The sequence below is a fragment of the Actinomyces oricola genome (assembly GCF_004104015.1).
In the GTDB taxonomy this organism is placed as follows: Bacteria; Actinomycetota; Actinomycetes; order Actinomycetales; family Actinomycetaceae; genus Actinomyces; species Actinomyces oricola.
In genome coordinates this window covers 1-25943 of record NZ_RYFV01000030.1, presented here as the reverse complement: position 1 = coordinate 25943, position 25943 = coordinate 1, and the positions used below count along the sequence as shown (strand labels likewise).

The 25943-nt window shown below is 68.3% G+C and carries 22 protein-coding genes and 1 pseudogene; 9 read left to right on the top strand and 14 right to left on the bottom strand.

Going from position 1 to position 25943, the window contains the following annotated elements; genetic code table 11:
• Position 1: 1 nt before the first annotated feature.
• From purF to EUC46_RS10835, 5 genes are all read right to left on the bottom strand, one after another.
• Positions 2-1924: an amidophosphoribosyltransferase gene (gene purF, locus EUC46_RS10855; RefSeq protein WP_241655543.1), complete on the bottom strand. Its 1923-nt coding sequence runs from the start codon at positions 1922-1924 to the stop codon at positions 2-4.
• Positions 1925-1942: 18 nt separating this feature from the next.
• Complete coding sequence (locus EUC46_RS10850; protein WP_128774176.1) at positions 1943-2314, bottom strand: sterol carrier family protein; 372 nt, start codon at positions 2312-2314, stop codon at positions 1943-1945.
• 171 nt (positions 2315-2485) lie between these two features.
• Positions 2486-4561, bottom strand: a complete 2076-nt coding sequence (locus EUC46_RS10845) for a PTS fructose transporter subunit IIABC (RefSeq protein ID WP_128774175.1) — start codon at positions 4559-4561, stop codon at positions 2486-2488.
• A 95-nt stretch (positions 4562-4656) separates the two neighbouring features.
• Positions 4657-5640, bottom strand: coding sequence for a 1-phosphofructokinase family hexose kinase (locus tag EUC46_RS10840; RefSeq protein ID WP_128774174.1), 984 nt, complete (start codon positions 5638-5640; stop codon positions 4657-4659).
• Positions 5637-6407, bottom strand: a complete 771-nt coding sequence (locus EUC46_RS10835; RefSeq protein WP_128774173.1) for a DeoR/GlpR family DNA-binding transcription regulator — start codon at positions 6405-6407, stop codon at positions 5637-5639. The genes EUC46_RS10840 and EUC46_RS10835 overlap by 4 nt, the downstream gene beginning before the upstream one ends.
• Positions 6408-6861: 454 nt before the next feature.
• On the opposite strand from EUC46_RS10835, the gene EUC46_RS10830 reads away from it, so the two are divergent.
• Both EUC46_RS10830 and EUC46_RS10825 read left to right on the top strand, forming a co-directional pair.
• The gene (locus tag EUC46_RS10830; RefSeq protein WP_164918818.1) at positions 6862-8295 is read left to right on the top strand and encodes a sensor histidine kinase; all 1434 of its coding nucleotides are present in this window, start codon (positions 6862-6864) and stop codon (positions 8293-8295) included.
• Positions 8292-9038 (top strand): response regulator transcription factor, encoded by a 747-nt coding sequence (locus EUC46_RS10825; protein WP_128774171.1) that lies wholly within the window; start codon positions 8292-8294, stop codon positions 9036-9038. The genes EUC46_RS10830 and EUC46_RS10825 overlap by 4 nt, the downstream gene beginning before the upstream one ends.
• Positions 9039-9115: 77 nt before the next feature.
• On the opposite strand, the gene EUC46_RS10820 is transcribed toward EUC46_RS10825, so the two are convergent.
• Together EUC46_RS10820 and gdhA are read right to left on the bottom strand one after the other, a co-directional pair.
• Positions 9116-11566: a bifunctional metallophosphatase/5'-nucleotidase gene (locus tag EUC46_RS10820; RefSeq protein ID WP_241655542.1), complete on the bottom strand. Its 2451-nt coding sequence runs from the start codon at positions 11564-11566 to the stop codon at positions 9116-9118.
• Between the two features lie 217 nt (positions 11567-11783).
• Positions 11784-13121 carry an NADP-specific glutamate dehydrogenase gene (gdhA, locus tag EUC46_RS10815; RefSeq protein WP_128774170.1) on the bottom strand — a complete coding sequence of 446 codons (1338 nt, stop codon included), beginning with the start codon at positions 13119-13121 and terminating at the stop codon, positions 11784-11786.
• 222 nt (positions 13122-13343) lie between these two features.
• Between gdhA and EUC46_RS10810 the strand changes: the two genes are divergently transcribed.
• The 3 genes from EUC46_RS10810 to EUC46_RS10800 are packed head-to-tail and all read left to right on the top strand — an operon-like array spanning position 13344 to position 15426.
• Positions 13344-13754 carry a PadR family transcriptional regulator gene (locus tag EUC46_RS10810; protein WP_128774169.1) on the top strand — a complete coding sequence of 137 codons (411 nt, stop codon included), beginning with the start codon at positions 13344-13346 and terminating at the stop codon, positions 13752-13754.
• Positions 13751-14641: an ATP-binding cassette domain-containing protein gene (locus EUC46_RS10805; protein WP_128774168.1), complete on the top strand. Its 891-nt coding sequence runs from the start codon at positions 13751-13753 to the stop codon at positions 14639-14641. Before EUC46_RS10810 ends, EUC46_RS10805 begins: the two co-directional genes overlap by 4 nt.
• Positions 14638-15426 carry a hypothetical protein gene (locus tag EUC46_RS10800; protein ID WP_241655541.1) on the top strand — a complete coding sequence of 263 codons (789 nt, stop codon included), beginning with the start codon at positions 14638-14640 and terminating at the stop codon, positions 15424-15426. Before EUC46_RS10805 ends, EUC46_RS10800 begins: the two co-directional genes overlap by 4 nt.
• A gap of 83 nt (positions 15427-15509) precedes the next feature.
• On the opposite strand, the gene EUC46_RS10795 is transcribed toward EUC46_RS10800, so the two are convergent.
• From EUC46_RS10795 to EUC46_RS10775, 5 genes are all read right to left on the bottom strand, one after another.
• Positions 15510-16469, bottom strand: coding sequence for a BsuBI/PstI family type II restriction endonuclease (locus tag EUC46_RS10795; RefSeq protein WP_128774167.1), 960 nt, complete (start codon positions 16467-16469; stop codon positions 15510-15512).
• A complete protein-coding gene (locus EUC46_RS10790; RefSeq protein ID WP_241655540.1) occupies positions 16466-17950 on the bottom strand; it encodes an Eco57I restriction-modification methylase domain-containing protein in 1485 nt (494 codons plus the stop codon). Before EUC46_RS10790 ends, EUC46_RS10795 begins: the two co-directional genes overlap by 4 nt.
• 219 nt (positions 17951-18169) lie before the next feature.
• The gene (locus EUC46_RS10785; RefSeq protein ID WP_241655539.1) at positions 18170-18841 is read right to left on the bottom strand and encodes a M23 family metallopeptidase; all 672 of its coding nucleotides are present in this window, start codon (positions 18839-18841) and stop codon (positions 18170-18172) included.
• 88 nt (positions 18842-18929) lie between these two features.
• On the bottom strand, positions 18930-19847 hold the full coding sequence (locus tag EUC46_RS10780; RefSeq protein WP_128774165.1) for an ABC transporter permease: 918 nt from the start codon (positions 19845-19847) through the stop codon (positions 18930-18932).
• Positions 19844-20833 (bottom strand): ABC transporter ATP-binding protein, encoded by a 990-nt coding sequence (locus tag EUC46_RS10775; RefSeq protein WP_128774164.1) that lies wholly within the window; start codon positions 20831-20833, stop codon positions 19844-19846. The genes EUC46_RS10780 and EUC46_RS10775 overlap by 4 nt, the downstream gene beginning before the upstream one ends.
• 92 nt (positions 20834-20925) lie before the next feature.
• On the opposite strand from EUC46_RS10775, the gene EUC46_RS10770 reads away from it, so the two are divergent.
• Positions 20926-21861 carry a TetR/AcrR family transcriptional regulator gene (locus tag EUC46_RS10770; RefSeq protein WP_164918817.1) on the top strand — a complete coding sequence of 312 codons (936 nt, stop codon included), beginning with the start codon at positions 20926-20928 and terminating at the stop codon, positions 21859-21861.
• 27 nt (positions 21862-21888) lie between these two features.
• Here the strand turns inward: EUC46_RS10770 and EUC46_RS10765 are convergent, their stop codons facing one another.
• Complete coding sequence (locus tag EUC46_RS10765) at positions 21889-23079, bottom strand: DUF418 domain-containing protein (RefSeq protein ID WP_164918816.1); 1191 nt, start codon at positions 23077-23079, stop codon at positions 21889-21891.
• Positions 23080-23481: 402 nt separating this feature from the next.
• Here EUC46_RS10765 and EUC46_RS10760 point away from each other — a divergent pair, with 402 nt between their 5' ends.
• Genes EUC46_RS10760 through EUC46_RS10750 form a run of 3 tightly spaced genes read left to right on the top strand, consistent with a single transcriptional unit; the run spans position 23482 to position 25146 of the window.
• Positions 23482-23745 carry a type II toxin-antitoxin system prevent-host-death family antitoxin gene (locus EUC46_RS10760; protein WP_128774161.1) on the top strand — a complete coding sequence of 88 codons (264 nt, stop codon included), beginning with the start codon at positions 23482-23484 and terminating at the stop codon, positions 23743-23745.
• 18 nt (positions 23746-23763) lie between these two features.
• Positions 23764-24051, top strand: a complete 288-nt coding sequence (locus tag EUC46_RS10755; RefSeq protein WP_338324478.1) for a type II toxin-antitoxin system RelE family toxin — start codon at positions 23764-23766, stop codon at positions 24049-24051.
• A 30-nt stretch (positions 24052-24081) separates the two neighbouring features.
• Positions 24082-25146, top strand: coding sequence for an NAD-dependent epimerase/dehydratase family protein (locus tag EUC46_RS10750; protein WP_128774160.1), 1065 nt, complete (start codon positions 24082-24084; stop codon positions 25144-25146).
• A gap of 335 nt (positions 25147-25481) precedes the next feature.
• Here EUC46_RS10750 and EUC46_RS10745 read toward each other — a convergent pair.
• A pseudogene (locus tag EUC46_RS10745) lies at positions 25482-25805 on the bottom strand (DUF8175 domain-containg protein); the annotation flags it as partial.
• Positions 25806-25943 lie beyond the last annotated feature (138 nt).

The window sequence follows — 25943 nt, the reverse complement described above, 5'->3', positions numbered from 1 at the left end:
GTCATCTGATGGCTCCTTTAGCCGGTGTGGGGGCGCCCGGAATAGTGGCCGGGCTGCCGTTGGCGAGGTCGGGGCGGGTAATGGCGAGAACAGTTGTGCCGGGGGCGTTCTCGGCGCCGGGGACGTCGTCGCGGCGACGGCGGTAGACCGAGGGCACGCGAGAGATGGGCAGGGTGCCCATGGTGGCGCCCTCGGTCGGAGGGGAAATGGGGTAGTCGCCGGTGAAGCAGGCTGTGCACAGTTCCGAGTCGGGCTGCCCGGAGGCGGCAACCATGCCGTCCACCGACAAGTAGCCCAGGGAGTCGGCCCCCAAGGAGGCGCGGATCTCCTCCACGCTCATGCCCGTGGCAATGAGCTCGGCGCGGGTGGCGAAGTCAATGCCGTAGAAGCAGGGCCACATGACCGGCGGGGATGAGATGCGAATGTGAACCTCCCTGGCACCGGCCTCGCGCAGCATCCGCACTAAGGCGCGTTGGGTGTTGCCGCGCACAATGGAGTCGTCAACAACAATGAGGCGCTGGCCCTCAATGACCTCCCGCAGGGGGTTGAGTTTGAGGCGGATGCCCAACTGGCGCAGGGTCTGGGTGGGTTGAATGAAGGTGCGGCCCACGTAGGCGTTCTTCACCAGCCCCTGGCCGTAGGGGATGCCAGAGGCCTGGGCGTAGCCAATGGCGGCGGGGGTGCCCGACTCGGGCGTAGCAATAACCAGGTCGGCGTCCACCGGGTGCTCTCGGGCCAGGGCCGCCCCCATGGCGTTGCGGGCCTCATTGACGCTGCGCCCGGCAATACGGGTGTCGGGGCGGGCCAGGTAGACGTATTCGAAGACGCAGCCGGCCCGTCTCGCGGGGGCGAAGCGGGAGGAGCGCACGCCGTCGGCGTCGATCTCAATGAGTTCACCGGGCTCGATCTCACGGACCTGGGAGGCGCCGACAATGTCCAGGGCGGCAGTTTCAGAGGCCACCACCCAGCCGCGCTCCAGGCGCCCCAGAACCAGGGGGCGCACGCCGTGGGGGTCGCGGGCCGCGTACAGGGTCTGCTCGTCCATGAACACCAGGGAGAAGGCCCCGCGCAGCAGCGGCAAAATGGTGCTGGCCGCCTCGGAGACGTTCAGGGCGGTCGGCGGTCCTGCGCTGGTCAAGGCGCTATCGTGGGGGGCTTCTCCCGGCGCCTCGGCGGCAGGACCGCCGCTCGTGGTCGCCTCATCGGCCAGGGCCCTCACCGCAGCCAGGGAGTTCAGCCCCCCGTTCTCGGAGACCAGGCTCATGAGCGCGGCTATAACGGCGGTGTCCGTGGACGACCCCCGGCCGAGCTCGCCGGTAAGGTCCTCACCGGTGTCGGCGCGCACGGCCTCGATAAGCTCACGGGTGTTGGTGAGGTTGCCATTGTGCGCCAGCGCCAGGGTGGAGCCGGCCACGGGACCGAGCATTGGTTGGGCGTTCTCCCAGGTGGTGGCGCCGGTGGTGGAGTAGCGGACGTGCCCGACGGCCATGTGGCCGGTGAGGTTGGACAGGCAGCGGTCGTCGAAGACCTGGGAGACCAGGCCCAGGTCCTTGTAGACCAGCAGGTTGACGCCGTTGGAGGTGGCGATCCCGGCCGCCTCCTGGCCGCGGTGCTGGAGGGCGTACAGGCCGAAGTAGGTCAAGCGCGAGACGTCCTCACCCGGTGCCCACACACCGAAGACGCCGCACTCCTCCCGGGGGGCCGGCTCGCACTCACCGGCGCTCTCCTGGTCACCGGCTAAAACTGCGGCCGCCGACTTCGGTGGGACGGAAGTGGGCGCATGAGTCCTGTGGCTGGCCCTCAGGGCAGTCGGCGCGGGGTTCTCACCTGTGCTCACCACCCCAGTGTTCCACGGCCCGGGGCCGTGGGCCTCCCAGGACCCGCCGACGCGCCCCTGGGCAATGGCCGCCGGCCCGGTGACCATATGAGCCCTCCGCGCTCCTCACAGCAGTGGCAGGTGGGCGGACAAGTCGCAACGCTCCCCGGAGGCCTGGAGCCGCCCGGAGGCCAGGGCCTCGGACCACTCCGAGGTGCCGGTGGCCAGCTCCAGCCAGGTGGCGGCGTCGGTTTCGACCACGCTGGGCGGGGTGCCCCGGCGGTGCGTGGTGCCCGCGACGGCCTGGGTGACGCCGAACGGGGGGACCCGTACCTCAACACTGCGCCCGGGGGCGCGGGCGGCCAGTTCCTCTAACGTGAAGCGCACGGCGGTCGCGGTCACGGCGCGCCCGGGGTCCTGCCCGGACCGCCTGGCGGCGGTCCACTGGCGCAGGGCGTCGGCTCCCCGGGCGGGGTCAATGCGTCGTCTAGCTGCCACGGGCCGACCCTACCGGGTCGACCGAGCCCACCGCCGGGTCGGCCGGGCGCCCCGTCTGCCGACCGGGTCGGCCGGCGGGGCGCTCACTGCCGCCGCACGGGCCGACCGCACCGCAGCACAGCGGCGGGGCCGGGGCACCTATGCAGGTGCCCCGGCCCCGCCGTCTGCGGCTCAGGCGGTCGCGGCCGCCTTCTTGTCCTTGCCCAGGGACTTGAGCACCACCACCAGGGCGGCGGAGATGAGCGCCCCGATCAGAATGGCGATAATGAACCCGAGGAAATTCTCGATCGCGAAGAACACGAACACCCCTCCGTGCGGGGCCCGGGAGCCCACGTGCAGAGCCATGGTCAGGGCGCCGGTGACGGCGCCACCGGCCATGGTGGCCGGAATGACGCGCAGCGGGTCGGCGGCGGCGAAGGGAATGGCCCCCTCGGAGATGAAGGACAGGCCCAGCAGCCAGGCGCTGCGGCCGTTCTCAATCTCGGCCTTGTTGAACAGGCGTGGGCGCACGAAGGTCGCCAGGGACAGCGCCAGCGGCGGGACCATACCGGCGGCCATAACAGTGGCCATAATCTCGTAGGAGGCGTCCGTCTGGGCGGCCAGGCCGGCGGTGCCGAACAGGTAGGCGGCCTTATTGACCGGACCACCGAGGTCGAAGCACATCATGAGGCCCAGAATGATGCCCAGCACAATGGCGGAGCCGCCGCCGGACATGTTGGTCAGACCATTGGTCAGGCCCTCCATAAGAGCGGCCAGGGGCTTGCCCAGGAGCATGTACATGATCGAGCCGATCACCAGCGTGGTTCCCAGCGGGATAATGACCACGGGCATGAGCCCGCGCAGCCACTTGGGAACGTTGAGACCGGTGAGCCAGGCGGCGAAGAAGCCGGCGAGGATACCGCCAATCAGACCGCCGATGAAGCCCGAGCCGACAGCGGTGGCCACCACGCCCATGGCGAAGCCGGGGGCGATACCGGGACGCCCGGCCAGGCCGAAGGCGATGTAGCCGGCCAGTGCGGGCACCAGGAAGCCCATGGCCGCCTGCCCCAGCAGCAGGAAGACCGAGCCCAGGTAGAGCAGGAACCCGCTGTGGCCTCCAGCCCCTTCCACCGCGCCGGGCAGGTTCCACAGCGTGTAATCCTGGACGACCGTCTGGGCGACCGACTGCGTGCCGCCCTCCGGAGTCAAGGCGATCTCGTAGCCACCGAAGAGGAAGCCCAGGGCAATGAGCAGACCACCGGCGGCCACGAAGGGGATCATGTAGGAGACGCCGGTCATAACGGCGCGCTGGAGGCGGCGCGCCCAGTGGACCTCTTCCTCCTCGGCGGCCTCACCGCCGCCACCACCACCGTCGCCGCCGGCCGGCACGCGCGGGGCGTCCGGGTTCTCAATGGCGGCCAGGGCCTCGTCCACGAGCTTGCCGGCGTCATTGACGGCGGCCTTGACGCCGACGTCGATCATGGGCTTGCCGGCGAAGCGCTCCCGGCCCTTGACCGGCAGGTCGTGGGCGAAAATGACGGCGTCGGCGCGAGCGACCAGGTCGGGGTCGAGGTAGTCGATCTTGCCCGAGCCCTGGCCCTCGATGGCCACGGTAATGCCGCGGTCCTTGCCGGCCTGCTCCAGGGCCTCGGCGGCCATGAACGTGTGGGCAATACCGGTGGGGCAGGAGGAGACGCCGACGATGACGCGCCCCTCTCCCCCGGCTGCCGGCGCCGGGGCGGGACTGGCGGCCGGTTCGGCCGAGGCGGCCTCCGCGGGCGCGGCGTCCTCCAACAACTCGGGCTGGACCTGCTCGGTGACAATGCGGGCAACCTCCTCAGCGCTGGAGGCGCCGCGCAGGGCGTCGGTGAACTCCTTCTGCATGAGGCCGCGGGCCAGCTTGGCCAGGAGCTTGAGGTGGACGTCGTCGGCCCCGGAGGGGGCGGCGATCATGAAGATGAGATCGGCTTCCTGGCCGTCCGCGGCGCCGAAGTCCACCGGGCTGGCCAGGCGGGCGAAGCCGAGGCTGGCTGCCAGCACGTGGGGGCTGCGGCAGTGCGGGATGGCAATACCGCCGGGGATGCCGGTGGGCGCCGTGGCCTCGCGGGCCAGGGCGTCTGCGGCCAGCCCCTCATTGGTGCTCGCGCGACCGGCCGCGGCGACCGTGTTCGCGAGGAACTCGATGACGTCGGTCTTGTTCGGGCCCGCGGCTGCGTCGAGGACGACGAGCTCGGGCACGATCAAGGGCGTCTCACTGGTGGGTGACATGTGGCTTCCTTGGTGGGTGGGTGGGTGGTGGCGCGAATGCGTCACCGGTGGTGTCGTAGGGCCAGTGGTTGGGTTGTGCGGATGGGGACAGTGGCTCAGGCGAGCCGGGTGACGACGGCGGTCTCCGCGGGGAGGTCGCCGGGGCCGGGAAGGGCGGTGCCGGGCAGGCTGGCGGCGGCCGAGCCATAGGCCATGGCGGTGCGCAGGCGCTCGGCCTCGTCGCCGCCGCGCACGGCGGCCAGGACGTATCCGGCCACCGAGGAGTCGCCGGCGCCGACGGTGGATTGGACCTGGATCTTCGGGGCGCTGGCGTGCCAGGCGCCGTCGGCGGTGACCAGAACGGCGCCGGCCGGGCCGAGGGTGGCCATGACTGCGCCAATACCGAGGTTGACCAGCACCTGGGCGGCCTCAACCACGGGGGTCAGCTCCCCGGCGATGGCACCGTCCTCCAGGTCGGTGGCGCCGCGGCCGGCGAGCTGGGCGAGCTCCTCCCCGTTGGGCTTAATGAGGTCGGGGGCGGAGCCGGGCAGGGCGGAGGCCAGGGCGGCCAGGGGGGCGTCGGAGGTGTCGACGGCAATGCGCACGCCCAGGGGCCGCAGCAGGGAGACGAGGCGCACGTACCAGTCCGTGGGGGCGCCCGGGGGCAGGGAGCCGGAGAGCACCGCCCAGCTCTCGGAGTCCCCCGTGGCGGGGGCGAGGACCTCCAGGAGAGCGGCCTCGACATTGGCGATCTCCGCCTCGCTCAGGCCGGCGCCGGCCTCATTGAGCTTGGTGGTGGTGCCGTCGGGCTCGGTGACGGCGGTGTTGACGCGGGCGGCACCGCGCACTGGCACGGGACGGCAGGTCAAGATATCCAGCCCCAGGTCCGCAATGGCGGGCAGGATCGGGTCGTGGGAGGAGGCGGGCAGGAGGGTGGTGACCGCTTCGCCGGAGGCGGCGAGCACGCGGGCCACGTTGACGCCCTTGCCGCCGGCCTCCAGGCGCACGGAGGTCAGGCGGTTGACCGCGCCGCGCAGCAGGGGCCCCGGCAGGGTGACGGTGCGGTCGAGGGACGGGTTAGGGGTGAATGTGACAATCATGCGACGAGGACCTCGGTTCCTGTGTCTGCTAGGTGGTTGGTGAGTGGGGCGGGCGGTGGGGCTTCAGTGACGAGCTGGTGGACGGCGCTGAGCGGGGCGAAGGACACCAGGTGCTCCTGACCGATCTTGGAGGAGTCGGCCAGGACGACGACGCGGCGGGCGGCGCGGATCATGGCGCGCTTGACAGCGGCCTCGTCGGGGTCGGGGGTGGACAGGCCGTGCTGGATGGAGATGCCATTGGTGCCCATGACCGCAATGTCCGCGCGCAGGAGCGCGAGCGCCTCCAGGGCCTCGGGGCCGACGGCGGCCTGGGTGAGGCCGCGGACCTGGCCGCCCAGGACGCGCACGGCCAGGCGGTCCTGGCCGGCCAGAGCGGAGGCGGTGAGTACCGAGGAGGTGATAATGGTCAGCGGCGTCCCCGTGGGCAGGAGACGCGCCAGCGCCCCGGTGGTGGTGCCGGCGTCAATGAGCAGGGTGGTGCCCGGTGTCAGGGCCAGGGCCCCCAGGGCGCGGGCGGCAATGGCTCGCTTGGCGGGCGCGTTGGTGCGCTCGCGCTCCAGAACCCCGGTTTCGGGCAGCGCAAGAGTGGACACGGGCACGGCGCCGCCGTGGACCTTGCGCAGGACCCCGGCGCGATCGAGGTGGGCCAGGTCGCGGCGAATGGTCTCGACGGTGACGTCGTAGCGCTGGGCGAGTTCGCTGACCTCGACGCGACTGAGGCGGTGCAGGCGCTCGACTATGTCGCGTTGACGTTCATCAGCGTGCACGGCCTACCTCCTCGACGTCGTTGTCCGGTGTCCCATGGGACGGAATGTCCGTTCAGACATTCACCTGCTATTTAGGCGTCTGTTCGGGCACGATTGTACGCCCGATTATGTGGTTTTGGGTGTGATCTGGCACATAGAGAATACCCTGCCCGTCTGCTGCCCGCAGGCGCCCGAGCCCCCGTCTTCGCCGGTCGGCCTTGCGCCCCGCTTCGCCCCACCATCGTCCGGCGCCTGGCCGGCGATGCCTCGCCGCGGCTGTCCGCCCCCGCGCCGCCCGCCCCTGCGTCCCCTCATGCCCTTTCCTCCCGCCCCCGCCCGCTTTCACCCTCACCTCATACCTGGGCATGACGAAAGCGCCTTCCCGCCGCCCTACGGTGGCCCTGTGGATCGGTCTCTCGCCCCAGGCGCGTCATCCGCAGTGGCGCGCATAGTCGGAATGCGGCGGAGGGGTGCCGTGTCCGCCCCCGCGCCCGGGCGCGACGGCAGCCCCCCTCACCGCCAAGGGCGGGGGTCTTCTGCAGCGCCGGCGAATCTGAGCCTGCTGGACCTGGGGCTGGCGCTGCTCCTGGGATGGTGCAGTGTCACCAACCCGCCTGAGGTCATGAGCGCCCTCTCCGCGGACCAGGGCGTCCTCCTCTACACTCTGCTCGCCGTTTCCTGCTGCGGGTTCATGCTGCTGCGGCGCCGTCACCCCACGTTCTTCGTGGCCGCGACGGGTGCCGCCATGGCTGTGCACCTGCTGGCCTTTGTCAATATTTCACTCCTGGCTCTGGGAGTGACGCTCCTGGCCGCCGAGACCGCGCAAAGCCGGCTCATGGCGCCATGGCGCTGGGTGGCTCTGGGGGCGGTCCTGGTCGGCACCGGGGCCGCCGGCGGAAGGGCCCAGGAGGCGATCACCTCGCAGAGCGCGTTAATGAGCTGGGTCATTACGCTGACCACGGCATGGTCGCTGGTGACGGCCGCGTCCCTGATCGGCGTGGGACGACGGCGGGCCCGGGACCGGGTGACGCGGGCCCTTGAGCGGGCGGCGGTGCTCGAAGCACAACAGGACACGGAGCGCCGCCTGGCGGTCGCCGAGGAGCGCCAGCGCATTGCCCGCGATGTTCACGACCTGCTGGGTCACTCCCTGGCGGTCATCGCCATGCAGGCCGAGGGCGCACGTGCGGTATTGGCCACCGATGCCCGGGCCGCCGACAAGGCCCTGGCCGTGATCGGGGAGACGAGCCGGCGCTCGGTCGATGAGGTGCGCGCCCTCGTCGAGGTTCTGCGCACCGACGGCGCCCCGTCCGCAGACCTCGGTGCAGCCGCCCTGATCCACCCGGTAGAACCGCACGGCGCGCCCTCACCGGACTGTCAGGCGGCCGGTCTTGAAGGCATTGCCTCCCTGGTGTCCGGCGCCCGTCAAGCCGGCCTGCCCCTGGCCCTGCACCTGGAGATCACCCAGGAGCCGCCCGGCGCCGTCGGCCGGGTCCTGTACCGGGCCGTCCAAGAGTGCCTGACCAATGTGCTGCGCCACGGCGGGGCCGCGCCCACGCGCGTGGACCTGACGGTGACGGCACGACGGGCTGAACTCTTCGTGAGCAACGCGGCGCCAAGCGCCGCCCGCCCCTGTGAGGGCCGCCCCGCAGAGTGCCCCGCGGGTGAGGGCCGCCCCGCAGAGTGCCCCGCGGGTGAGGGCCGCCCCGCAGGGCCGCCGGCTCCCACCGCCGGCCTGAATGGGAGGAGATCTGAAGACGTCGCGCCCGCCAAGGACGGGTTCGGCCTCGCCTCCATGCACGAACGAGTCCAGGCCCTGGGCGGGAGCCTATCGGCCGGAGCGCTGCCCGACGGCGGCTGGCGGGTTGGAATCGTCCTCCCCCTGCCCGCGCGCACGCGGGTACCGGCATGATCCGTATTGGGCTGGCCGACGACGAGCCCCTGTTCTCGGCGGGCATGGCCATGCTGCTCGGGGCCCAGGAGGATATGGAGGTTCTCTGGCAGGCGGTTGATGGCGCGGATGCTCTGCGCCGCCAGCGCCGCGACCCCGCCGACGTGCTCCTGCTCGATGTGCAAATGCCGGTGATGGGCGGACTGACCGCCACCCAGCGGCTGGTGGAGGACAAGACGCCGGGCCGGATTGTCATTCTGACGACCTTCGACACGGATGGCTACGTCCTGGGGGCGATCGAGGCGGGGGCGGCCGGGTTCCTGCTCAAGAACACCGCCCCGCAGGACCTCATTGCCGCGGTGCGCACGGTTCACAGCGGTGACTCGGTGATCTCGCCGGGGCCCACACGGCGCCTGGTGCTGGCCATGCGCCAGGGCCTGGAAGCCCACGCCGCTTCGCGGACGGGGGCGGGCACCACCCTCAGCCCCGGTGCGCCCGGGCCCCGGGCGGCGGAGCCCAGTGGGGTGGCGCCCGCAGTGCTGCCGGACCATGTCACTGACCGAGAACGGGAGATCCTGGCCCTTATCGCCATGGGGTTGACCAACCAGGAGCTGTGCGACCGTTTGTGGCTGTCCATGGCCACGATCAAGACTCATGTCAGCCATCTGCTGGCCAAGACCGGCTGCCGCGACCGGGTGCAGCTGGTGCTGCTGGCCCTGCGCACGGGCGTGGTCGACATCGAGCAGATCCTCTCGGCGCCCTGACCGCCGCGGATACGCGGATGGCCGGGGCGCAAGCCCGAAGGCGACCGCGTCGGTGCGAGGCCTACCGGGCCCGGCGCCTACTCGACCGGGGATTTGGCCGCCTGCTGCTCCTTGGCGGCGCGCCGACGCAGCGCAATGAGCCCGCCGGCGGACAGCAGCGCCACCCCGAGTGCGCCAATGGCAATAGAGGTGCCGGTGCGGGCCAGTCCTCCCCCCGGTTTGGCCGCCTGAGGCTTGATCGCCGGGGTCACGGTGCTCTCCTGGTTCGCCCCGGGCTGCACCACGGAGCCCACGTCGCTGACCTCCAGGAGGAGGCTATTGAGTACATTGCCCTGGGCGTCAACGACCTCGACCGTCACGGAGCGGCAGCGCGCCCCGTCAATGGTGCGGCAGGCCCCGCTCGGAGCATCCGGGGGGACGGTGACGGTCAGGGTGGCGGTGCCGGTGGTGGGCCCGCTGGCATCGACGGCCACGTCAATTTTGGTGGAGGTCAGCTCGGTGGCGCCGTTCATGACGCGCACGCGCTGGGCCCCCAGGGTCTGCTCGGAGGCCGGGGTGTAGGCCAGGCCGTTGAGGTTCAGGGTGATGGTGCCCTCGGGGTTGCGCACCATCCCCATGCCAACCTGGTGGCGGCTGTAGGAGGCCACCATGGGGGTGGCGGCGGAGGCCAGGTAGCTGGTGGTGACGTCCCGGTCGAGTACGTCAGTGCTGACACTGTCTCGGCCGTCCAGTACCTCGTAGCCGTCGCCGCCGGACATGAGGGAGGAGTTGGAGGCGACCACGACCGCATCCGTGCTCGTCAGGATCTGGTCATCCACAATGACCTGGGTGATTAGGCGGGCGCGGGCGGCGTCAATCTCGGCCTGGCGGGAGGAGGCCGGCTCGCCGCTGGCGGCCAAGTCCGCCTGGATGGCGCTCAACTCGGCCTCGGCGTCCGGGTTGACAATGACCTGGACGTTGCTGGACAGCCCCAAGGCGAGCATGGGGTGTGCGGTGCCCGGTTGCCACTGCTGGGATAGGAGTGTGGTCAACTCGGCGCCGGTGAGGGTGGTGTAGACCATCTCATAGCCGAAGGGTTGGACGGTATTGGCCTCTGCGGCGGTGAGGACCCCGTCGCCCTCGGAGCCGCCGGCGGCGTAGAGGTAGTCGCCCCCTACTGCCGCAGCGTTCATGAGGCCCACGTAGTGGGTGGAGTCGGCGGGCTGGATGTCGGTGGCGAGCCAGTGGCGGAAGGAGTCGGCAATGAGGTTGGCGGCGGTGGACTCGGTGCCGCTGCTCACCCCGCGCAGGAAGTCGGAGCCAATGCGCGCCACCGGGGTCGTGCCGGCGGCGACTGCATCTGATTCCGCCCGCTGAACGATCCCGGCCACACCGTAAGCGTCGGTGGTGCAGGTGGAGGCGCGCAGGTCCTGGTTCTCCGCCGCCACGACGCTGACGGCCTTCGTGGCGGGGTCGTAGCGCAGGGAGATGCGGCCCAGGCCCCAGCCGTAGTGGTCGGCCTGGACGACGGCGATCGGCTCGCCGTCGGAGGTTGTGAGGGTCTGGGCGTAGACCTGGTGGGAGTGCCCGGCGAAGACGGCGTCGACATTCCCGGTGAAGGCGCCCGCCTGGAGGTTGGCGTCCTCATGGCTGAGCACGATGACAACCTCGGCCTCGCCGTTGGCGGCGTCCCCGTCCTTGAGCTCGGCGGCGCGGGCGTTGGCGGCGGCAACAGCAGGGCTGACGGTGAGGCCGGACAGGGATGGGAGGCTCGACAGGCCGTCGGTGCTCACCCCTACCAGGGCCACGCGCACACCATCGACCTCCACTATGCGGGTGCCATTACCGTCGCCCTCAGCGGTCAGGGCGGGTGAGCCGGAGACATTGGCCGCCAGGAAGGGGAAGTCGGCGGCGGGGAGAATCCGCCCGGTGAAGTCCTCCAGGCCCTTGTCGAGCTCGTGGCCGCCCAGGGCGGAGGCGTCCAGCCCTATGGCGTTGAGGACGTCAATGGTGGGCTGGTCCGCCAGCACTGAGGAGACGTAGGCGGAGGCCCCCACGGAGTCCCCGGCGGAGACGAACAAGGTGTTCGCGGTCGAGGCGCGGGCGGCGGAGACCTCGCAGGCCAGGGTCACGGCGCCGGGGTCGAGGACCGCTCCGGTGGCCGGATCCGTGGTGCGTGAGATGTGCCCGTGAAAGTCAGTGATGCCCAGGAGGTTAATGTCGACCGCGGCGGGCGTAGCCCCCGGCGTCGTCGGGGTGGCGGGCTCCGAGGTGGGCTCGGCGGTCGTAGAGTCGGCGGTGGGAGAGTCAACAGTCGTGGAGTCAGCGGTCGGCTGGGTGGCCACCGGCGCCATACCGCCCTCGCCAACGACATCCATGCCCTGGGAAACCGGCTGTACGGCAGCAGGCAGCGCCGTAGGCCCAACAGCTGCTGTTGAAGCTACGGTGCCGGATGCGGGCTCGGCGCCAAAAGCCGCTGCGGGCGACAGCGCCGCGACAGCGACGGCCGCCAGCGACGCGAGCGCCTTAGTCGGGACATGGAATCGCATGATGGGGCCTCATGTGACCGGAAAGCGAGAGACAGGGTAAGCCTAAGCCGTCAATCGCTCGTAGTCGATGCGAGCGGCAGTCTACCCGGGAATCAGCCGCTGGGGCAGGCACGGCGCGCCTGATTGCTTCAGCGGCCGGGCCGGGCCGCCGCCCCGCGACTGGGGGTGGCGGCCCGGCCCGGGCCCAAGGAGCTGGACGGTCGGGAAGGCTCCCGTCTCAGACGATGCCGTGGGCGATCATGACGTCGGCCACGCGGGTGAAGCCGACGGCGTTAGCGCCCAGCACATAGTCGCCGGGGTGGCCGTACTCCTCGGCGGCGGCCACGCAGGAGTCGTGGATGTCCGCCATAATGCCGGTGAGCTTGGCGTCGGCCTTCTCGAAGGTCCAGCGGGTGCGCCCGGCGTTCTGCTCCATCTCCAGGGCGGAGGTGGCCACGCCGCCGGCGTTGGAGGCCTTGCCGGGGGCGTAGAGGATTCCCGCGGACTGGAAAGCCTCGATCGCCTCGGGGGTGGAGGGCATGTTGGCGCCCTCGGAGATGACGGTGCAGCCATTGCGCAGGAGGGTGGCGGCCTGCTCGCCGTTGAGCTCGTTCTGAGTGGCGCAGGGCAGGGCCACATCCACGGGCACGTCCCACACGCTGCCGGAGGTGGCCAGTTTGGCGGAGGGGCGGCGAGCCACGTAGTCCTTGACCCGGCCGCGCTCGACCTCCTTGACCTGCTTGAGCAGGTCGAGGTCGACGCCCGCCTCGTCGACGACGTAGCCGGAGGAGTCCGAGAAGGTGATGGGCGTGGCGCCCAGCTGCTGGGCCTTCTCAATGGCGTAGATGGCGACGTTCCCGGCGCCCGAGACGGCGACCTTCTTGCCCTCCAGGGTCTCGCCCTTGGTGGCGAGCATGGACTGGGCGAATAGGACCGTGCCGTAGCCGGTGGCCTCGGTGCGCACCAGGGAGCCGCCCCAGCCCAGGCCCTTACCGGTGAGGACACCGGCGTCGTAGGCGTTGCGCAGGCGCTTGTACTGCCCGAAGAGGTAGCCGATCTCGCGGCCGCCCACGCCGATGTCGCCGGCGGGCACGTCCGTGCTCGGGCCGATGTGGCGGCTCAGCTCGGTCATGAAGGACTGGCAGAAGCGCATGACCTCGGCGTCGGAGCGGCCGTGGGGGTCGAAGTCGGAGCCGCCCTTGCCGCCGCCGATGGCCTGGTTGGTCAGGGCGTTCTTGAAGATCTGCTCGAAGCCGAGGAACTTGATAATGCCGGCGTTGACGGTCGGGTGGAAGCGCAGGCCGCCCTTGTAGGGGCCCAGTGCGGAGTTGAACTCGATGCGGAAGCCGCGGTTGACCTGGACCTTGCCGGCATCGTCGACCCACGGGACGCGGAACATGATCTGACGCTCGGGCTCGACAATGCGCTCCAGGAGGCCGCCGTCGGCGTAGTGGGGGTGCTTGGCGATGACGGGGCTCAGGGAATCCAGCACCTCGCGAACGGCCTGGTGGAACTCGGCCTCTCCGCGGTTACGTGCAACAACCTGCTCGTAGACCTTCTCGACGACGTCCTGCATGACGTACTCCTCATCTGTCGGGATGTGGGGCGCAGGAGCACGTCGTTGAGCAGAGCGGGCATCCCGCGCTGGACTCAAGCATCGCATCGGGCCGGAAACTGAGAGGAAACATCTCGCCCACCGACCGGGCGGCCGGCGGCCGGGGCGGGCGGGGGCCTCGCCGGCGAGTCCAGCGGCCATAACTCGTTGTCAGATAGTCTGCTATCTATGTAGTCTATCTACATGGATCGCACGACGGCACGTCTCCTGCGCGGCTTCCTCGAGCCCTGCCTGCTCGCTTTGCTCGAGCCGGGCCCCGACTACGGCCTGTCTCTGACCCGGCGCCTGGTCGAGGCGGGCATGGACGAGGTTCCCGGCGGCAGCCTTTACCCGGCGCTCACCCGTCTTGAGCGCCGCGGTCTCGTCACGACCTCGACGCGCCCCTCCAGTTCGGGCCCCGCCCGCAAGTACTACGAGCTCACTCCCGCCGGCCTCACCGAGCTCGCCGCCCGCCGCGAGGAGTGGCGGGCATTCCGCGCCGCGGTCTCCGCGGTCCTCGACGGCAGTGCGCATGCGGCCCGGACGACGCCGTCGACCGCACCGGCATCATCGGGCCCCGCCCCCTCCGCATCGAGCGCTGGGGCCCTGCCATGACCGGGGCCTCACCGGACCGGCACGCGCCGCAGTCCGCCGCTTCCGCAGACGAGGCGTGGTACCGGGGCCTGGCTTGCGAACTCACCTGCGTCGGGCTGCACCCGCACGAGGCCGAGCGCGCACTCGCGTCCACCCGCGCCGACGCCGACTCCGCGCGCCTCGCCCCGGGCGATCTGTTCGGGCCCGCCGTCCTGTACGCCCGCCAGCTCGCCTCGGCGCTGCGCGAGAGCGGCGCCGGCCCTCTGGACCCCGAGCACCCGATGCTCGGGCAGGTGGTCCTGCGCCTGTGCGGCGTCGGCGCCCGACGCGGGCGGCGCACCGTCCTGCGCGACGTCGACCTGACGGTGCGCCGCGGGGAGATCGTCGCGGTCGTCGGCGCGAACGGCGCCGGCAAGTCCACTCTCGTTGAGGTGAGCGCCGGGGTGCTGCGTGCGAGCGCCGGCACGGTCGAGCGCACGGCCCGCTTCGGCTACGCCCCACAGCTCGACGGCCTCGGACCACTGCTGACCGTCGACGAGCATCTGCGCCTTTTCGGCGCGTCCCAGGGCTCGGGCGCTCGCCGTTCGGTGTCAACGGGGCACCGCCTTCTGCGCCGTTTGGGCTGGGCGCCGCACGGCAACCAGGTCACCGGCACCCTCTCGGGCGGCACGCAGCAGAAGCTCAATCTCGCCCTGGCCCAGATGGGCTCACCGGACCTGCTGCTCCTCGATGAGCCCTACCAGGGCCTGGACGCGGCGGCCTATGAGGACCTGTGGGCCCTCATCTCCTCATGGAGGGAATCGGGGGCGGGTGTCCTGCTCGTCACGCACCTGCTGCGCGACATCGAGTTCGTCGACCGCGTCATCGAACTGCCCGCCCCGGAGATCTTGCAGGAGCACGCCGCATGACCGCGCCCGCATTACTGGGGCCCCTCGATGCCGATCCCCGGGCCCGCGGGCGCACCGCATCCATGACCCTTCTCGTGATGCGGGTGACCCTGCAGGAGAACGTCCGACGACGGGGAGCCCTGGCCCTGGCCCTGCTCCTGCCGCTGGTGTTCTTCCTGGCCCGGATCGACGCTCACTGGACGGCGCTCCGCCTGCTGGCGATCGGCCTGGGGTGGGCCGCGGCGACGCTCAGCCTGTTCACGACCGTCTCCTCGCGGCGAGTGGACCGGCGTCTCGCAGTCAGTGGCGCGCGCCCGACGGCGCTCGTTGTCGGCCGATACGCCGCCGTCCTCCTGCTCGGCTGGTTGATCGCCGCCGTGTACGCGGCGATCGTGGCCCTCAGCATCGGCGACCGGCTCGTGCGCCCGGCGTTCGTGCTGCCAATGCTGCTGCTGACAGTCGCCGTGTCGGTGCCGCTGGGATCGCTCGCCGCGGCGCTGGTGCCGCGCGACCTCGAAGGAGCACTGCTGCTCCTGGCGGTCATTGCTGCTCCTGGCGGTCATGGCCCCGCAACTGCTCGTGGACCCGGTCGCCGAGTGGACCCGAGCACTGCCCCTGTGGTCGACCCGCGAACTCGCGAGTTACGTCGTCGAGAACCTCGGCGGCGAGGCGGGCGACTACATGCGGCGCGGACTCGTGCACGGGGCCGGCTTCACCTTAGGGCTCACGGGGGCCGGATGGTTGGGCGGACTGCGACGACTGCGGCCGATCCGGCTGCCCGAACCGCGCCCCGGCGGGTGACCTGACTCGGCTCATTTAGTGCCGTGGCGGACCAGCGCCCAGATCTTCCGGTGTTCCCACCGGCACCCGGGTTGATCCTACCGACGTGTCATTCGTATGGGCTTAGGAAACGTTGACCATTGTAATGGATCATGTGGGTTGGATGATCGGCGCACCAAACGTTCGACTCCCAGGCGATCCTGTCCACATACTTCCGGAATTCAGCACGGCTCGGAAAGCAGGAAACGTAGACGAGGGCCGCCGTCGAAGATGAAAATAGATCAGCGAGCTCGGCTTGGCGCTTCGAGTCGACAGGCCCGTGAGAGCTTGCCGCCTCAAGAAGCACGAGCCAATTGCGGTGGGGTAGATAAATGACAAGGTCAGGCATCTTGCCGTGCTCGTTGACCTCGACATTAAGTGCCGCCAGGGCGTCGCGCTCGAAGAACGCCCATTTGCTGCCCGCGTCACCAATGTAGAGCACTTGTCCACCAGGGGTGAAACGAGGACAGAATTCCTCAACCATCGCCTTGAGCAGCACATTCTGGCCGCCAGGAGTCAACGTGAACGCCGAACCATCGGGAAGAGTGAGGAAGACGCGTCTCATTTCGCGCGCTGCTGCGTATCTGGCCTTAAGCCCCGGCAACTCGGAGAGGTACCGATCGACAGCTTGCTGCCAGGCGCCAGTGCCGTAGGTGCGCAGGACGTCTAATGCTTCGGCCGTGATTTGATAGTTCCATTTTGACGAGTTGACGGGGCGTCGTGGCTCATCAGGATTCTGCACGACGAGTTGCGCTTCCACAAACTGATGAAGCGTGAACCGTCGAACCGTCTCGCGCGTATTAGGGGCGTACTCCCTGCCATACTCGTCTCGAATGAAGTTCATGATTGCCCGCGTACCGAGCATCGGGTTGGCGGCTTCGGCCCAACTCTTGGATACCGACAAGCTCAGAAGAGCCAAAAGTACTAGCGCCGAACGTTCATTGCTGCGCTCGCCGTCCATGCCAAGCGCAGCAAGAACCATCCGAGCATCTTCTACACGCTCATACGCAGCCTCATTCAGCTCCTTCACGCGGCGATCAGCCCTCTGATCAAGGAGTCCACATCCACAGCGGACCCATCGTAGCTGCGGCCCAGATCGCACAACATGCCCATCGACGGGAACCGAAGGGTTCGCAGATCGGTGGCATTGACCTGCGTATGACCGGAGAATGTCCGGAAGAACTTGTCCACGACGGATGAATTGAGCCACATTGCCATGCCTTTGGCGATGAATTCATCCATGCCATGACCACTGACGTGAAAGACATTGAGATGATTCTCGAATGCCACTTCTCCGGGGTTGTCCACAGGCGACCAGACCGATGCAACAATCCGGCGACGCTCTTCCTTCGCACTAAATCGCTTGACGACCGTATACCAACCTTCCGGCAAGAGCATCCCGCAATCCCTGTCGTCACGGGGCTGGAACCACTGCGGCTTGCGAATCTCTCGTGGCCAGAACACACTGCCGTCGCGAAGGTTACCGGGGTAGATCAGCGGTACAGCGTCTGGCTGTTCGACACTACTCAGCGCGTGTCGTGATCGGAAGTCCACGACACGGCCAGTGGAGACCTGAATGCCAAGATCGGCCAAGGAGCACGGCTGAGACAGCACTGCCTCGACGGCAGCTGTGTCTTCCAAGCCTATTGTCAGTCGGATGAACCTGTGGGGGTCGCTCGGCAAAACAACCTCTTCGTACGCAACAGTCCGGGATGAGATGTCGTCAGTATGGTCGCGACTGACCGATAGTTCGACAGTCCCCGGCGGTGCGTCACGTGTTCCGGCGAAAACCACGTTCTCCTGGAGAACACCGGTATCGGCGAAAACTGTGGATCGGGAATCGAAGACATGAATTCGATCGAGCGCAATCGAGTCGAGCAAATGGGAGCGGAAGGCGCCGAAGTACGGGCCATTGAAGAATGAGCGCGGCGTGATCGCGACGACCTGACCACCGGTTCTGAGCGCCGCAACAGACAGAGAAAGGAACGCGGCATACAAGTTCGGTGTATCGACGCCATTAGCGCGCATGGCCGTTCGGTGCGCACTCGACACCGCCAGCTTTCCGTAGGGAGGGTTCTCGATGACGAGATCATATTGGCCGTCAAGACGGAGAACCGCACCCAAGCCAACGGAGTCGAGGATGAAGTCGGCTTCCATGGCCTCAGCGCGGACCCGGCCACCACCGGCCTGCTCACACGCGCGAAGCGTGGCATGGAGACTCGGCAGCAGGGCGGGATCTCGCTCCACAGCGACAATCTCAAGCGACAGACCTGGTCGCTCTGCCACCACACGGCCGACGAGCGCTGCGGCTAGCACACCTGAACCAGCGCCCGGGTCGAGGACACGCAGAATGCCGGCCTCGGGTAGCCGGGGTATAGAGGCGATGAGCCGAGCGGCCGCCATGGGCGTGAAGAACTGGCCGAGCTCGCTCCTCGTACGCGCGTCGAGCCCGCCAAGAGCGGCGGTTCGCTCACTCTCGGCGACACCCAGAAGGTCTTCTATCAGCACCATCCGATCGTATCTAGGGTCAGTGACACGCAACCAGGAACACGCACACGTCAGCCGCAGCGGCGCGAGGTGGCTCAGGGCCGCCCGGAACCCGGTGTTCCAGAAGGTCGTGTCGGCCTCCACCCGCATCGGTGCGGTGCAGGGCCTCCAGGAGTCCGGCGCCGCAGCCCTGGCCGGTGGCCGACGCTCTTGCCCATAAAAGGTCCGCTAGGGATGACTCCGCTAAGGGCGGCTGACAATGCTGACGATAGAGCCCTGCTCTGGGCATGCATTCTCCCGATTGGCTGATATCAATGGGCGGCCCGGCCCATGCTGTGCGAACCGGCTGAACCGCAGAGGCACACCGCGAGCGGATTCCGGGTCCGGACCATCCATGGCCTGAATATGGAGGTGCGGCTGTGTGGAGTTGCCGGAATTCCCGCATGTCCCGATCTGCACACCGGCACGGACTGCCTCGCCCGCGGATACCGCGACCGATCCTTCTCGAAGGTGCGCCAATCCAACGAAATGACCCGTCGCGGCGTCCTCGACGATCACGTAATTGCCCGCCAATCCGGGGAATCCGCGACGCATCCTCCCCTTCTGCGAGAGCGCGTAAAAAAGAAGTGGCACCGCTGAGCGACGAGCTTGGTGATCCGGTTCGCCGTCATGAACGTCGATCACGGTCCCATCGACCGGTGAATATATGGGTTGATCGAACGCGTAGAAATGTTGCGGTGATTCGGTTGAGAACAGCGGACGCGCGCCACCTCCTCTTGCCGTGCGCCCGCCCTCGTTCACGGCGATGAAATCCAGGGTGTATGTCGTGGCGAAAAGATGGGTTCCATGACTCGGGATTCTGCGCGTCGGACTGACTTCAGTCAGCCATTCGCCAACAAATGGGAGTCGGCCCACAACCCCTCCTCGGGGGATGGGCGGGGATATCGCTCGTGCATGCCGGCGCGGAGGGCATGAAGGAGGTTTTGGAGTCAGCAGCATGGGTTCATGCCCGCGAGGGCGCCGGGGGCCGGCTCCCCAAGGCCCACAGTGCCGCGACCACGGCAGCGACGCACCAGGACGCGAGAACCGCCCAGGAGCGCAGTGGCATCTTGAACTGCTCCGACACGAGTCCCGCGCGCAGGACCTCGGCCATTGGCTCGATAGGGAGCCACCGGTGGATCTCCTGGCCCCACTGCGGCAGGCGCTCGACCGGATAACTCACCGGTGAGAAGAGCATGGTGACGAAGATGAGGATCTGGGTCATCACCTGAGCCAGTGGCGGCGGCAGAACATTCGCCATGGCGTAGCCCACGCTGGCGGCGGTCAGGGACACCATGACCACGCCGGGGACGAGCCACCAGGCTGGGGAGAGGTCGACGTCGAGACGCCAGGCCCCGACCAGTGTGCCCAGAAGCATGCCGGGCAGCGCCATGAGGGTCCACACCGCCAGGTCCGCGATGAGGAAGGACAGGCGCGGGACCGGGAGAGTCCTCATCCAGTCCAGACTCCCCTCGGTGCGCGACTGCGCCACCCACTGCGGCGCCATGACCAGTCCCAGGGCGATGAGGAGGATCGTGGGCGCCCCGGTCGCCAAATAGGTGGCGGCCGTCGGCTCCGGGTCGCCCACGAGCAGTTTGTAGCCCAGAACCGTTGCCAGGGCCATCATGATCTGCACCGCGACGTAGATGGGAACGAGCGCTTTGGCGCGACTGAACTGCCAGCGCATGAGCAGCACCGTTTGGCGCAAGGCCAGCCGGAGACGCCCGGCGAGGCCGGGGGTTGGCAGGGAGCAGACGACGCTAGCACTATGCGGCACTGATGCTGCGGGCGACCCTTGAGCGGATCCGTCAGTACCGGCCGTGGGAGGGGCTCCGGCCCCGATCGCGGCGGGGTCCGGGGCGGGCAGGTGTGACGTGGTCATGCGGCGCTCCTTGAATCCGATGCAGCGGGGCGGGTCGTTGAGGGCTGCGAGGAACGGCGTGTCGTCAACGCCGTGTAGGCGTCCTCCAGGCTGACGGGGGCGAGCTCATAGCGTTCGATATCACCGGCCCGCGAGGCCCGGACGGCCCAGGCGACGGCATTGGCCGCCTCGCTGCCCGGCACCGGAAAGGACGCTCGTAGGGCGTCGTGGCGCGCAACCCGTCCCCAGCCCGGCCACAACGGCTCCCGTCCGCGGGCTATGTCGACCTCCATGACGAGTTCAGCGCCTCCTGCACCGACCTGGGAGACGAGCGCGGCCGGGGTCCCCGAGGCGATGACCCGGCCGCGGTCCAGTACGACCAGGGAGTCCACGGCGCGCTCGGCTTCATGGACATTGTGGGTCACCAGCAGAACGGCCGAACCGTCGTCGGCCAGAACGCGAATCTGATCCCACAACAGGCGGCGCCGCACGGGGTCGACGTCGTTCGTGGGTTCGTCAAGGATGACGAGGCGCCCCGGTATGACGGCGCACATGGCGAAGGCGGTGAGGCGGGCAATCCCCCCGGACACCCTTTCGGCCGGGGTATGCGCCCACTCCCCCATATCGAGGGCGTCAATGAGCTGCCCCGCCCGCTGACGCGCCTGGCGAGGGTTGCCTCCCCGGATTCTTCCAACGAGCTCAATGGCCCGTCGGGGGGTCAGTCCCGTAATGGGGACATTGGCTTGAGCCTGCACAGTCGTCAAACGCCGAGCCCGACCCGGGTCGGCCACAGCATCGCCCCCGTCCAGGATGATCCGCCCCGAGTCCGGGCGGAGCAGGCCGACGATCTGGTGGGCCAGGGTCGTCTTCCCGGCGCCATTGTGGCCCAGAAGCCCGACCACCTCCCCCGCATCGATGGACATGGAGATGCCGTCGTTCGCCCTGATCAGGCGCTGCCCGCGCCCGAAACTGCGGCGCAGGTCCTCAATGGCAAGCACAGCGCTCATATGAACCACCCTCTACTCGTACCGATCGGTTTCATACCTAACGGTATGCATATTCTAGACGGTATGCAATGACGGTGGCGTACTGTGTTGCCATGACTTCGAAAGACAAGGAGCGCCCCGAGTCCTCGTGGCACGCCCAGGACCGCGACAACGGCGCCAGTGGTTCTGCCGGCAGCGGGGAGCACGACGACGGGGCGACCCCTCAAGGAACCAACGGCGCCGACGGCACCGACGATCTTGGTTCGGCCACGCGCGCCTTGACTGACGCGTTGCGTCAGTTGACCAGGGTCGTCGCGGAAACGGCGCAGGAAGGCAGCCGCGCGACCGTGGCCTCGGCGCTTCGCCGCGTGTCCGCCGATATTGCGGCGACCTCGGAAAAAGTTGCCGGCTCCGCCCACGACTCCTCGGAAAAGGTTGCCGGCTCCGCCCGCGACTCGAGCAGCGAGTACCGCGCCCAGCAGCGTCGTCGTGCCGCGCAGACCCGCGAGATCATTATGGCCGCGGCGAAGGACGTCTTCGCCGCCAAAGGGTACGAGGGAGCGTCGGTCGCCGATATCGCAGCCGAGGCCGGCTACACCAAGGGGGCCGTGTACGCCGCTTTCCCGTCGAAGGAGGCCCTTTTCCTGGCGGTGGCCACCGACCACATCCATGAGCAGGCGGACGCACTGCACGAGGGCTCTACTGACGTCGAGGCGGCACCTGATCCACGCCAGGCCTGCCGCGCCTCCGACGAGGACATCCTTCTGGGTGCGGAGACCTGGATGTACGCGGTGCGCCACGAGGAGTCGCGCGCCCAGCTCGAATCCGTGTGGCGCCACTCCTTGGAAGCCGCAGCACAGGTCATCGCCCGGGCTCAGGGACGCCAGGAGCCCACTCAGGCGGATCGCGATACGGCCTTCGGGTTCACGGCGATCAACACGCTGGGCGGCCTGGCCCGGACGGTCCTCGATTCGGAGGAGATCGACGCCATGAGTGAGCGCCTAACCGCACGGCTCATCCCCACCGTCACTGAGCCTCCCGCCGAATGAGGCCCGCGGCGACCCCGCCTGCGCCGCTTACGCCCTCTGCTCCTCCAGGGCGGTGCGCGGCCGCGGCTCCTTCCAGCGCAGGTACCTTCCGGACAGGGCGTTGTACGACCAGCGCCACAGGAGTTCCATCGGGCCGCGGGCGTAGAACCGCAACCACAGCTTGCTCGCCACCACGAGGAACGCGGCGATCGGCAGGTAGAGCGCCAGGGTGTACAGCTCGGCCCACGGACCACTGATGCGCCGCGCCATCCCCAGGCCGTAGTCGTAGAAGACGAATGCTGCGATGAGGTTCTGCGCCATGTAGCAGGTCAGCGCCATCCGGCCGACGTCACTGAGCATCCCACCGATCAGACCGAGCCGCTGGCGACGCACGTAGAATGCCGCAACAGCCGCCAGAATGCCGATGGACACGCAGGCCGAGGTCACGTATCTGGTGACGGCACCAGTCTGCTCGGCCGCCAGGAGCCGCAGCCCCAAGTCCACCGGCAGGCCGATGCCGAAGGACAGGCCCATGACGATCGTGCGCAGGCGGGCGCCTTCGGGGGTGAAGATCCCGGCGCGGTAGAGGTGGACGCCCACGAGGTAGAGAGCGGCGCCCATGAGCAGAATGACGGGGATCTCCATCCGCATGAGCACGAAGTTGTCCAGCCGGAAGGCCACATCGCCCCAGTAGGACGAGTGATCGTAACCCCTCAGGGCCTCCGTCCCGGTCGCCTTGAGATCATCGCGACTCAAGTAGCTCAGGGCGCTCACCGCGACCATGGCCGAGACATGAACCACGAGCGCCGCCCACATCCAGATCTTCTGCGTCCTGGGATTACGGGCGGTGACGGCGGCGATGACCAGCGCGGTCATTCCGTAGCCCATGAGCACGTCGAACTCGAAGATGAAGACGAAATTCAGTACGCCGTCGAGGATCAGCAGTCCCGCGCGAATCGGGTAGGTCCCGGGCCAGCTCCGCCCCTTGCGGATCGCGGACTGCCTCTGAATCTCCAGGCCGATGCCGAACATGATCGTCAGCAGGCCAATGAACTTGCCATCGGTCGCGAGGTAGACGACGCGACTAATGGCCGCATCGACCGGGGCCCCCATCGACTGCACCCTCGTGACTTCGGCGAAGATCGCGATATTCGCCAGCAGCGTCCCGAGGATCGCTATGCCCCTGAGGACATCAAGGGCTATGACGCGCTTGTACTCGGTGAATTCGGCAGTCTTCATCGATCGGTTCTCATTTCGACGATTCGGCGGGTCGGTCGTCCGCATCAGGTCTCGACGTCGGTCACGGCATCAGTCACCGTCTCGGTGAGGAGACGGCCCCTCGAAAGAGCCGGTCGAAAGAGCCGGCACATGGTCGAGTCTCGCGTCCGCCCCGCGACCGGCGGCATCGTGTCCTGGGATGAGGAGTATCAGCCGCGCGGACGATATGCCGATGGGGCCCCTCGTCCCTCGGGACGAAGGATGAGGCGCACGCAGTGATGCGGGGGCACGGTCCGCACGGACCGACCAACGCCTTCGCGCCCTGCGGGCGGGTCGATGTCAGCACTGGTCATGTCCACCGCGCGAGCGAGAGCACCTCTCCCTCATTGTGTACACAGTGACATCTAGCGCTACTATTGACACATGGAGAGCTTGACGAGAGAGGTGTCGACGCGAGAGCTGCGCGCCGAGCTCTCCGACGTACTCGGCCGCGTGATGTATGCCGGAGAGCGCATCGGGGTGACTCGCAATGGTCGGCTGGCCGCTGTCGTGGTCGGCGTCGCCGACATCGAAGCCCTCGAAGAGTTCGAGATGGCCCAGGATGTGGCCGCCTACCGTGAGGCGAAGGCCACGGACGACGGTCGGCGCGTCACCCTCGACGAGCTTAGGACAGACCTGTCCACATGACCTATCGCATTGATCTGACTGCGGCGGCCGCGCGGCAGATCAAGAAGCTGCCGCGCGGCCGCGCGAGATCGGGTTCTCGACGCGATCGAGGACCTGGCTGAAGAACCTCGCCCTCACGGCGCCCGCAAGCTGGTGGGCGAGCAGCGGGCCTGGCGAATACGCGTTGGACACTACCGAGTGATCTACGACATCCTGGACGCCGAGTTGACGGTCACCGTCGTGCGTACAGCACACCGCCGCGAGGTATACCGCTGTTGCGCCGTCGCGATCATGTCGTCAGTTGACGGCTGCCGCCCCGACTGTTGACCTTCCACCCGCGCCGGGGAGAATCCCAGCATGAGAATCGTCGTCATTGGCGGCAGCGGCCACATCGGCACCTTCCTCGTCCCGCGTCTGGTCCGCGCCGGCCACGAGGTCCTCAGCGTCACCCGCTCCGGTGGTGCCGGCTACATCGACGCTCCCGAGTGGTCGCGGGTTGAGCACGTCACCGCCGACCGGCGGCAGCAGGACGCGAACGGAACCTTCGGCGAGACGATCCTCGACCTGAAGCCGGAGGTGGTCATTGACCTGGTGTGCTTCACCCTGGACTTCGCGACCGCGCTCGTGGAGGCCCTGCGCGGACAGGTTGATCACCTCATCCACTGCGGGTCGATCTGGCGATATGGGCCGAGCCGGAAACTGCCGATTGCAGAGGGCTCCGACTCCGCCGGCGAACCGTTCGACGAGTATGGCATCCAGAAGGCCGCTATCGCGCGAATGCTCAAGGAGGAGACCGCCTCGGGCGGGCTCATCACGACGTCGATCCACCCCGGTCACATTGTCGGGCCCGGCTGGAGCCCAACCGGCCCGCTGGACAACACGGATCCCGAGACCTGGCGGCTCCTGTCGATCGGCGGGACGATCCGGCTGCCCGGCAGCGGCACCGAGACGCTGCACCATGTCCACGCCGACGACGTCGCCCAGGCGTTTGCGCGGGCCGTCGCCCGCCGTGACACCGCGGCGGGCGAGGACTTCAACATTGTCGCCCCGACGGCGCTGAGCATCCGTGGTTACGTGGAGATCGCCTCGGGTTGGTTCGGCCAGAGCGCAAACATTCAAAGCGTCACCTGGGAGGAGTACCGGGCAGCGACCACCGAGGAATACGCGCGCGAGAGCTGGGGGCATCTCCACCGCAGCCAGGTCTTCACCATCGAGAAGGCGAAGGAGCTGCTCGGCTACGCACCGGTCTACGAGCCGGAACAGGCGATCCTGGAGTCCGTGCGATGGCTCATCGACCACAAAAAAACTCACCGTGGATGGCGACCTCCACGTCTGAAAAGGAAGCAACGAAGGGGTGTTCGAGGGCTTCTCGTGGGGTGGGGTAGTTCAGGGTGGCGCGGGGTTGTTCGCCCGTGTTCTTAGGCGATGGTGGTCAGGTATCAGCACCCCGGCGCCCAGGGCCGGGCAGGCGTCGATCTTGCGGGCCTTGGGACGCGCCCTGCGCCGCTGCGCGGCCACGTCCGCGCCACGGGTCGATACCCGCAAGCCCTGCGACTTGCGGACTACCTCCCACCAGACCACCGAGACATCACGACCGATCCGCTCAGCAATCCCCCAAGCAAGAATCCCCGCGCCAGCTCCCGCCCAATCGCAGTCCGATCCGACATCGCCAACACCCGACCCAACACAACCTCCCGCCCCCCGACAAGCACTATTGCCACGACCCCACGACACCACCCACCCGCACCCGTCGTCTGTCATCGTCGTGCTCCCCAGGGGATGTAGCCCGCGACGTGCGGAAGCCGCGCGAAGCTGACAGGTTCCTGCGGATCGTGCACCGCGAGTTTCCAGTCTCCCGACTCCCACACGAGTTCGTAGACGGCCGACATGTTGACCGCCTGACCGTCGACGCTCCCCGTCACCGCGATATCGACCCTGGCCGTGGCGCCGTCATAAGCCAACAGTAGGAAGCCGGCGATCTGCAAACGAGTTCCCTGCGATCCGCCACTGTTATTACTGGAACTCGTGTCCTGTGACATGAGTTCATCACGCTCAGGAGAGTCAGCCAGGAAGTATTCGAGCCAATTTACAACTAGTGTCGCGTGTCGTTAGTGTCTAGACGGTTGGGTGTTTGGGAGTATGTGGGTATGGCTCATCCTGGTGCTCCTGGTCTTGTGCTTCGTGATGGTGATGGTGAGGAGCTTGGGCGTTGGTTGCGT

What these genes read in the sequence shown, in the direction of transcription:
- EUC46_RS10790 (WP_241655540.1), bottom strand. Translation starts at nt 17,950, where the DNA reads ATGGTGCTGATAGAAGACCTTCTGGGTGTCGCCGAGAGTGAGCGAACC.
- EUC46_RS10825 (WP_128774171.1), top strand. Translation starts at nt 8,292, where the DNA reads ATGATCCGTATTGGGCTGGCCGACGACGAGCCCCTGTTCTCGGCGGGC.
- EUC46_RS10805 (WP_128774168.1), top strand. Translation starts at nt 13,751, where the DNA reads ATGACCGGGGCCTCACCGGACCGGCACGCGCCGCAGTCCGCCGCTTCC.
- EUC46_RS10775 (WP_128774164.1), bottom strand. Translation starts at nt 20,833, where the DNA reads ATGAGCGCTGTGCTTGCCATTGAGGACCTGCGCCGCAGTTTCGGGCGC.
- EUC46_RS10810 (WP_128774169.1), top strand. Translation starts at nt 13,344, where the DNA reads ATGGATCGCACGACGGCACGTCTCCTGCGCGGCTTCCTCGAGCCCTGC.
- EUC46_RS10845 (WP_128774175.1), bottom strand. Translation starts at nt 4,561, where the DNA reads ATGTCACCCACCAGTGAGACGCCCTTGATCGTGCCCGAGCTCGTCGTC.
- EUC46_RS10840 (WP_128774174.1), bottom strand. Translation starts at nt 5,640, where the DNA reads ATGATTGTCACATTCACCCCTAACCCGTCCCTCGACCGCACCGTCACC.
- gdhA (WP_128774170.1), bottom strand. Translation starts at nt 13,121, where the DNA reads ATGCAGGACGTCGTCGAGAAGGTCTACGAGCAGGTTGTTGCACGTAAC.
- EUC46_RS10780 (WP_128774165.1), bottom strand. Translation starts at nt 19,847, where the DNA reads ATGACCACGTCACACCTGCCCGCCCCGGACCCCGCCGCGATCGGGGCC.
- EUC46_RS10770 (WP_164918817.1), top strand. Translation starts at nt 20,926, where the DNA reads ATGACTTCGAAAGACAAGGAGCGCCCCGAGTCCTCGTGGCACGCCCAG.
- EUC46_RS10820 (WP_241655542.1), bottom strand. Translation starts at nt 11,566, where the DNA reads ATGCGATTCCATGTCCCGACTAAGGCGCTCGCGTCGCTGGCGGCCGTC.
- EUC46_RS10760 (WP_128774161.1), top strand. Translation starts at nt 23,482, where the DNA reads ATGGAGAGCTTGACGAGAGAGGTGTCGACGCGAGAGCTGCGCGCCGAG.
- EUC46_RS10765 (WP_164918816.1), bottom strand. Translation starts at nt 23,079, where the DNA reads ATGAAGACTGCCGAATTCACCGAGTACAAGCGCGTCATAGCCCTTGAT.
- purF (WP_241655543.1), bottom strand. Translation starts at nt 1,924, where the DNA reads ATGGTCACCGGGCCGGCGGCCATTGCCCAGGGGCGCGTCGGCGGGTCC.
- EUC46_RS10800 (WP_241655541.1), top strand. Translation starts at nt 14,638, where the DNA reads ATGACCGCGCCCGCATTACTGGGGCCCCTCGATGCCGATCCCCGGGCC.
- EUC46_RS10750 (WP_128774160.1), top strand. Translation starts at nt 24,082, where the DNA reads ATGAGAATCGTCGTCATTGGCGGCAGCGGCCACATCGGCACCTTCCTC.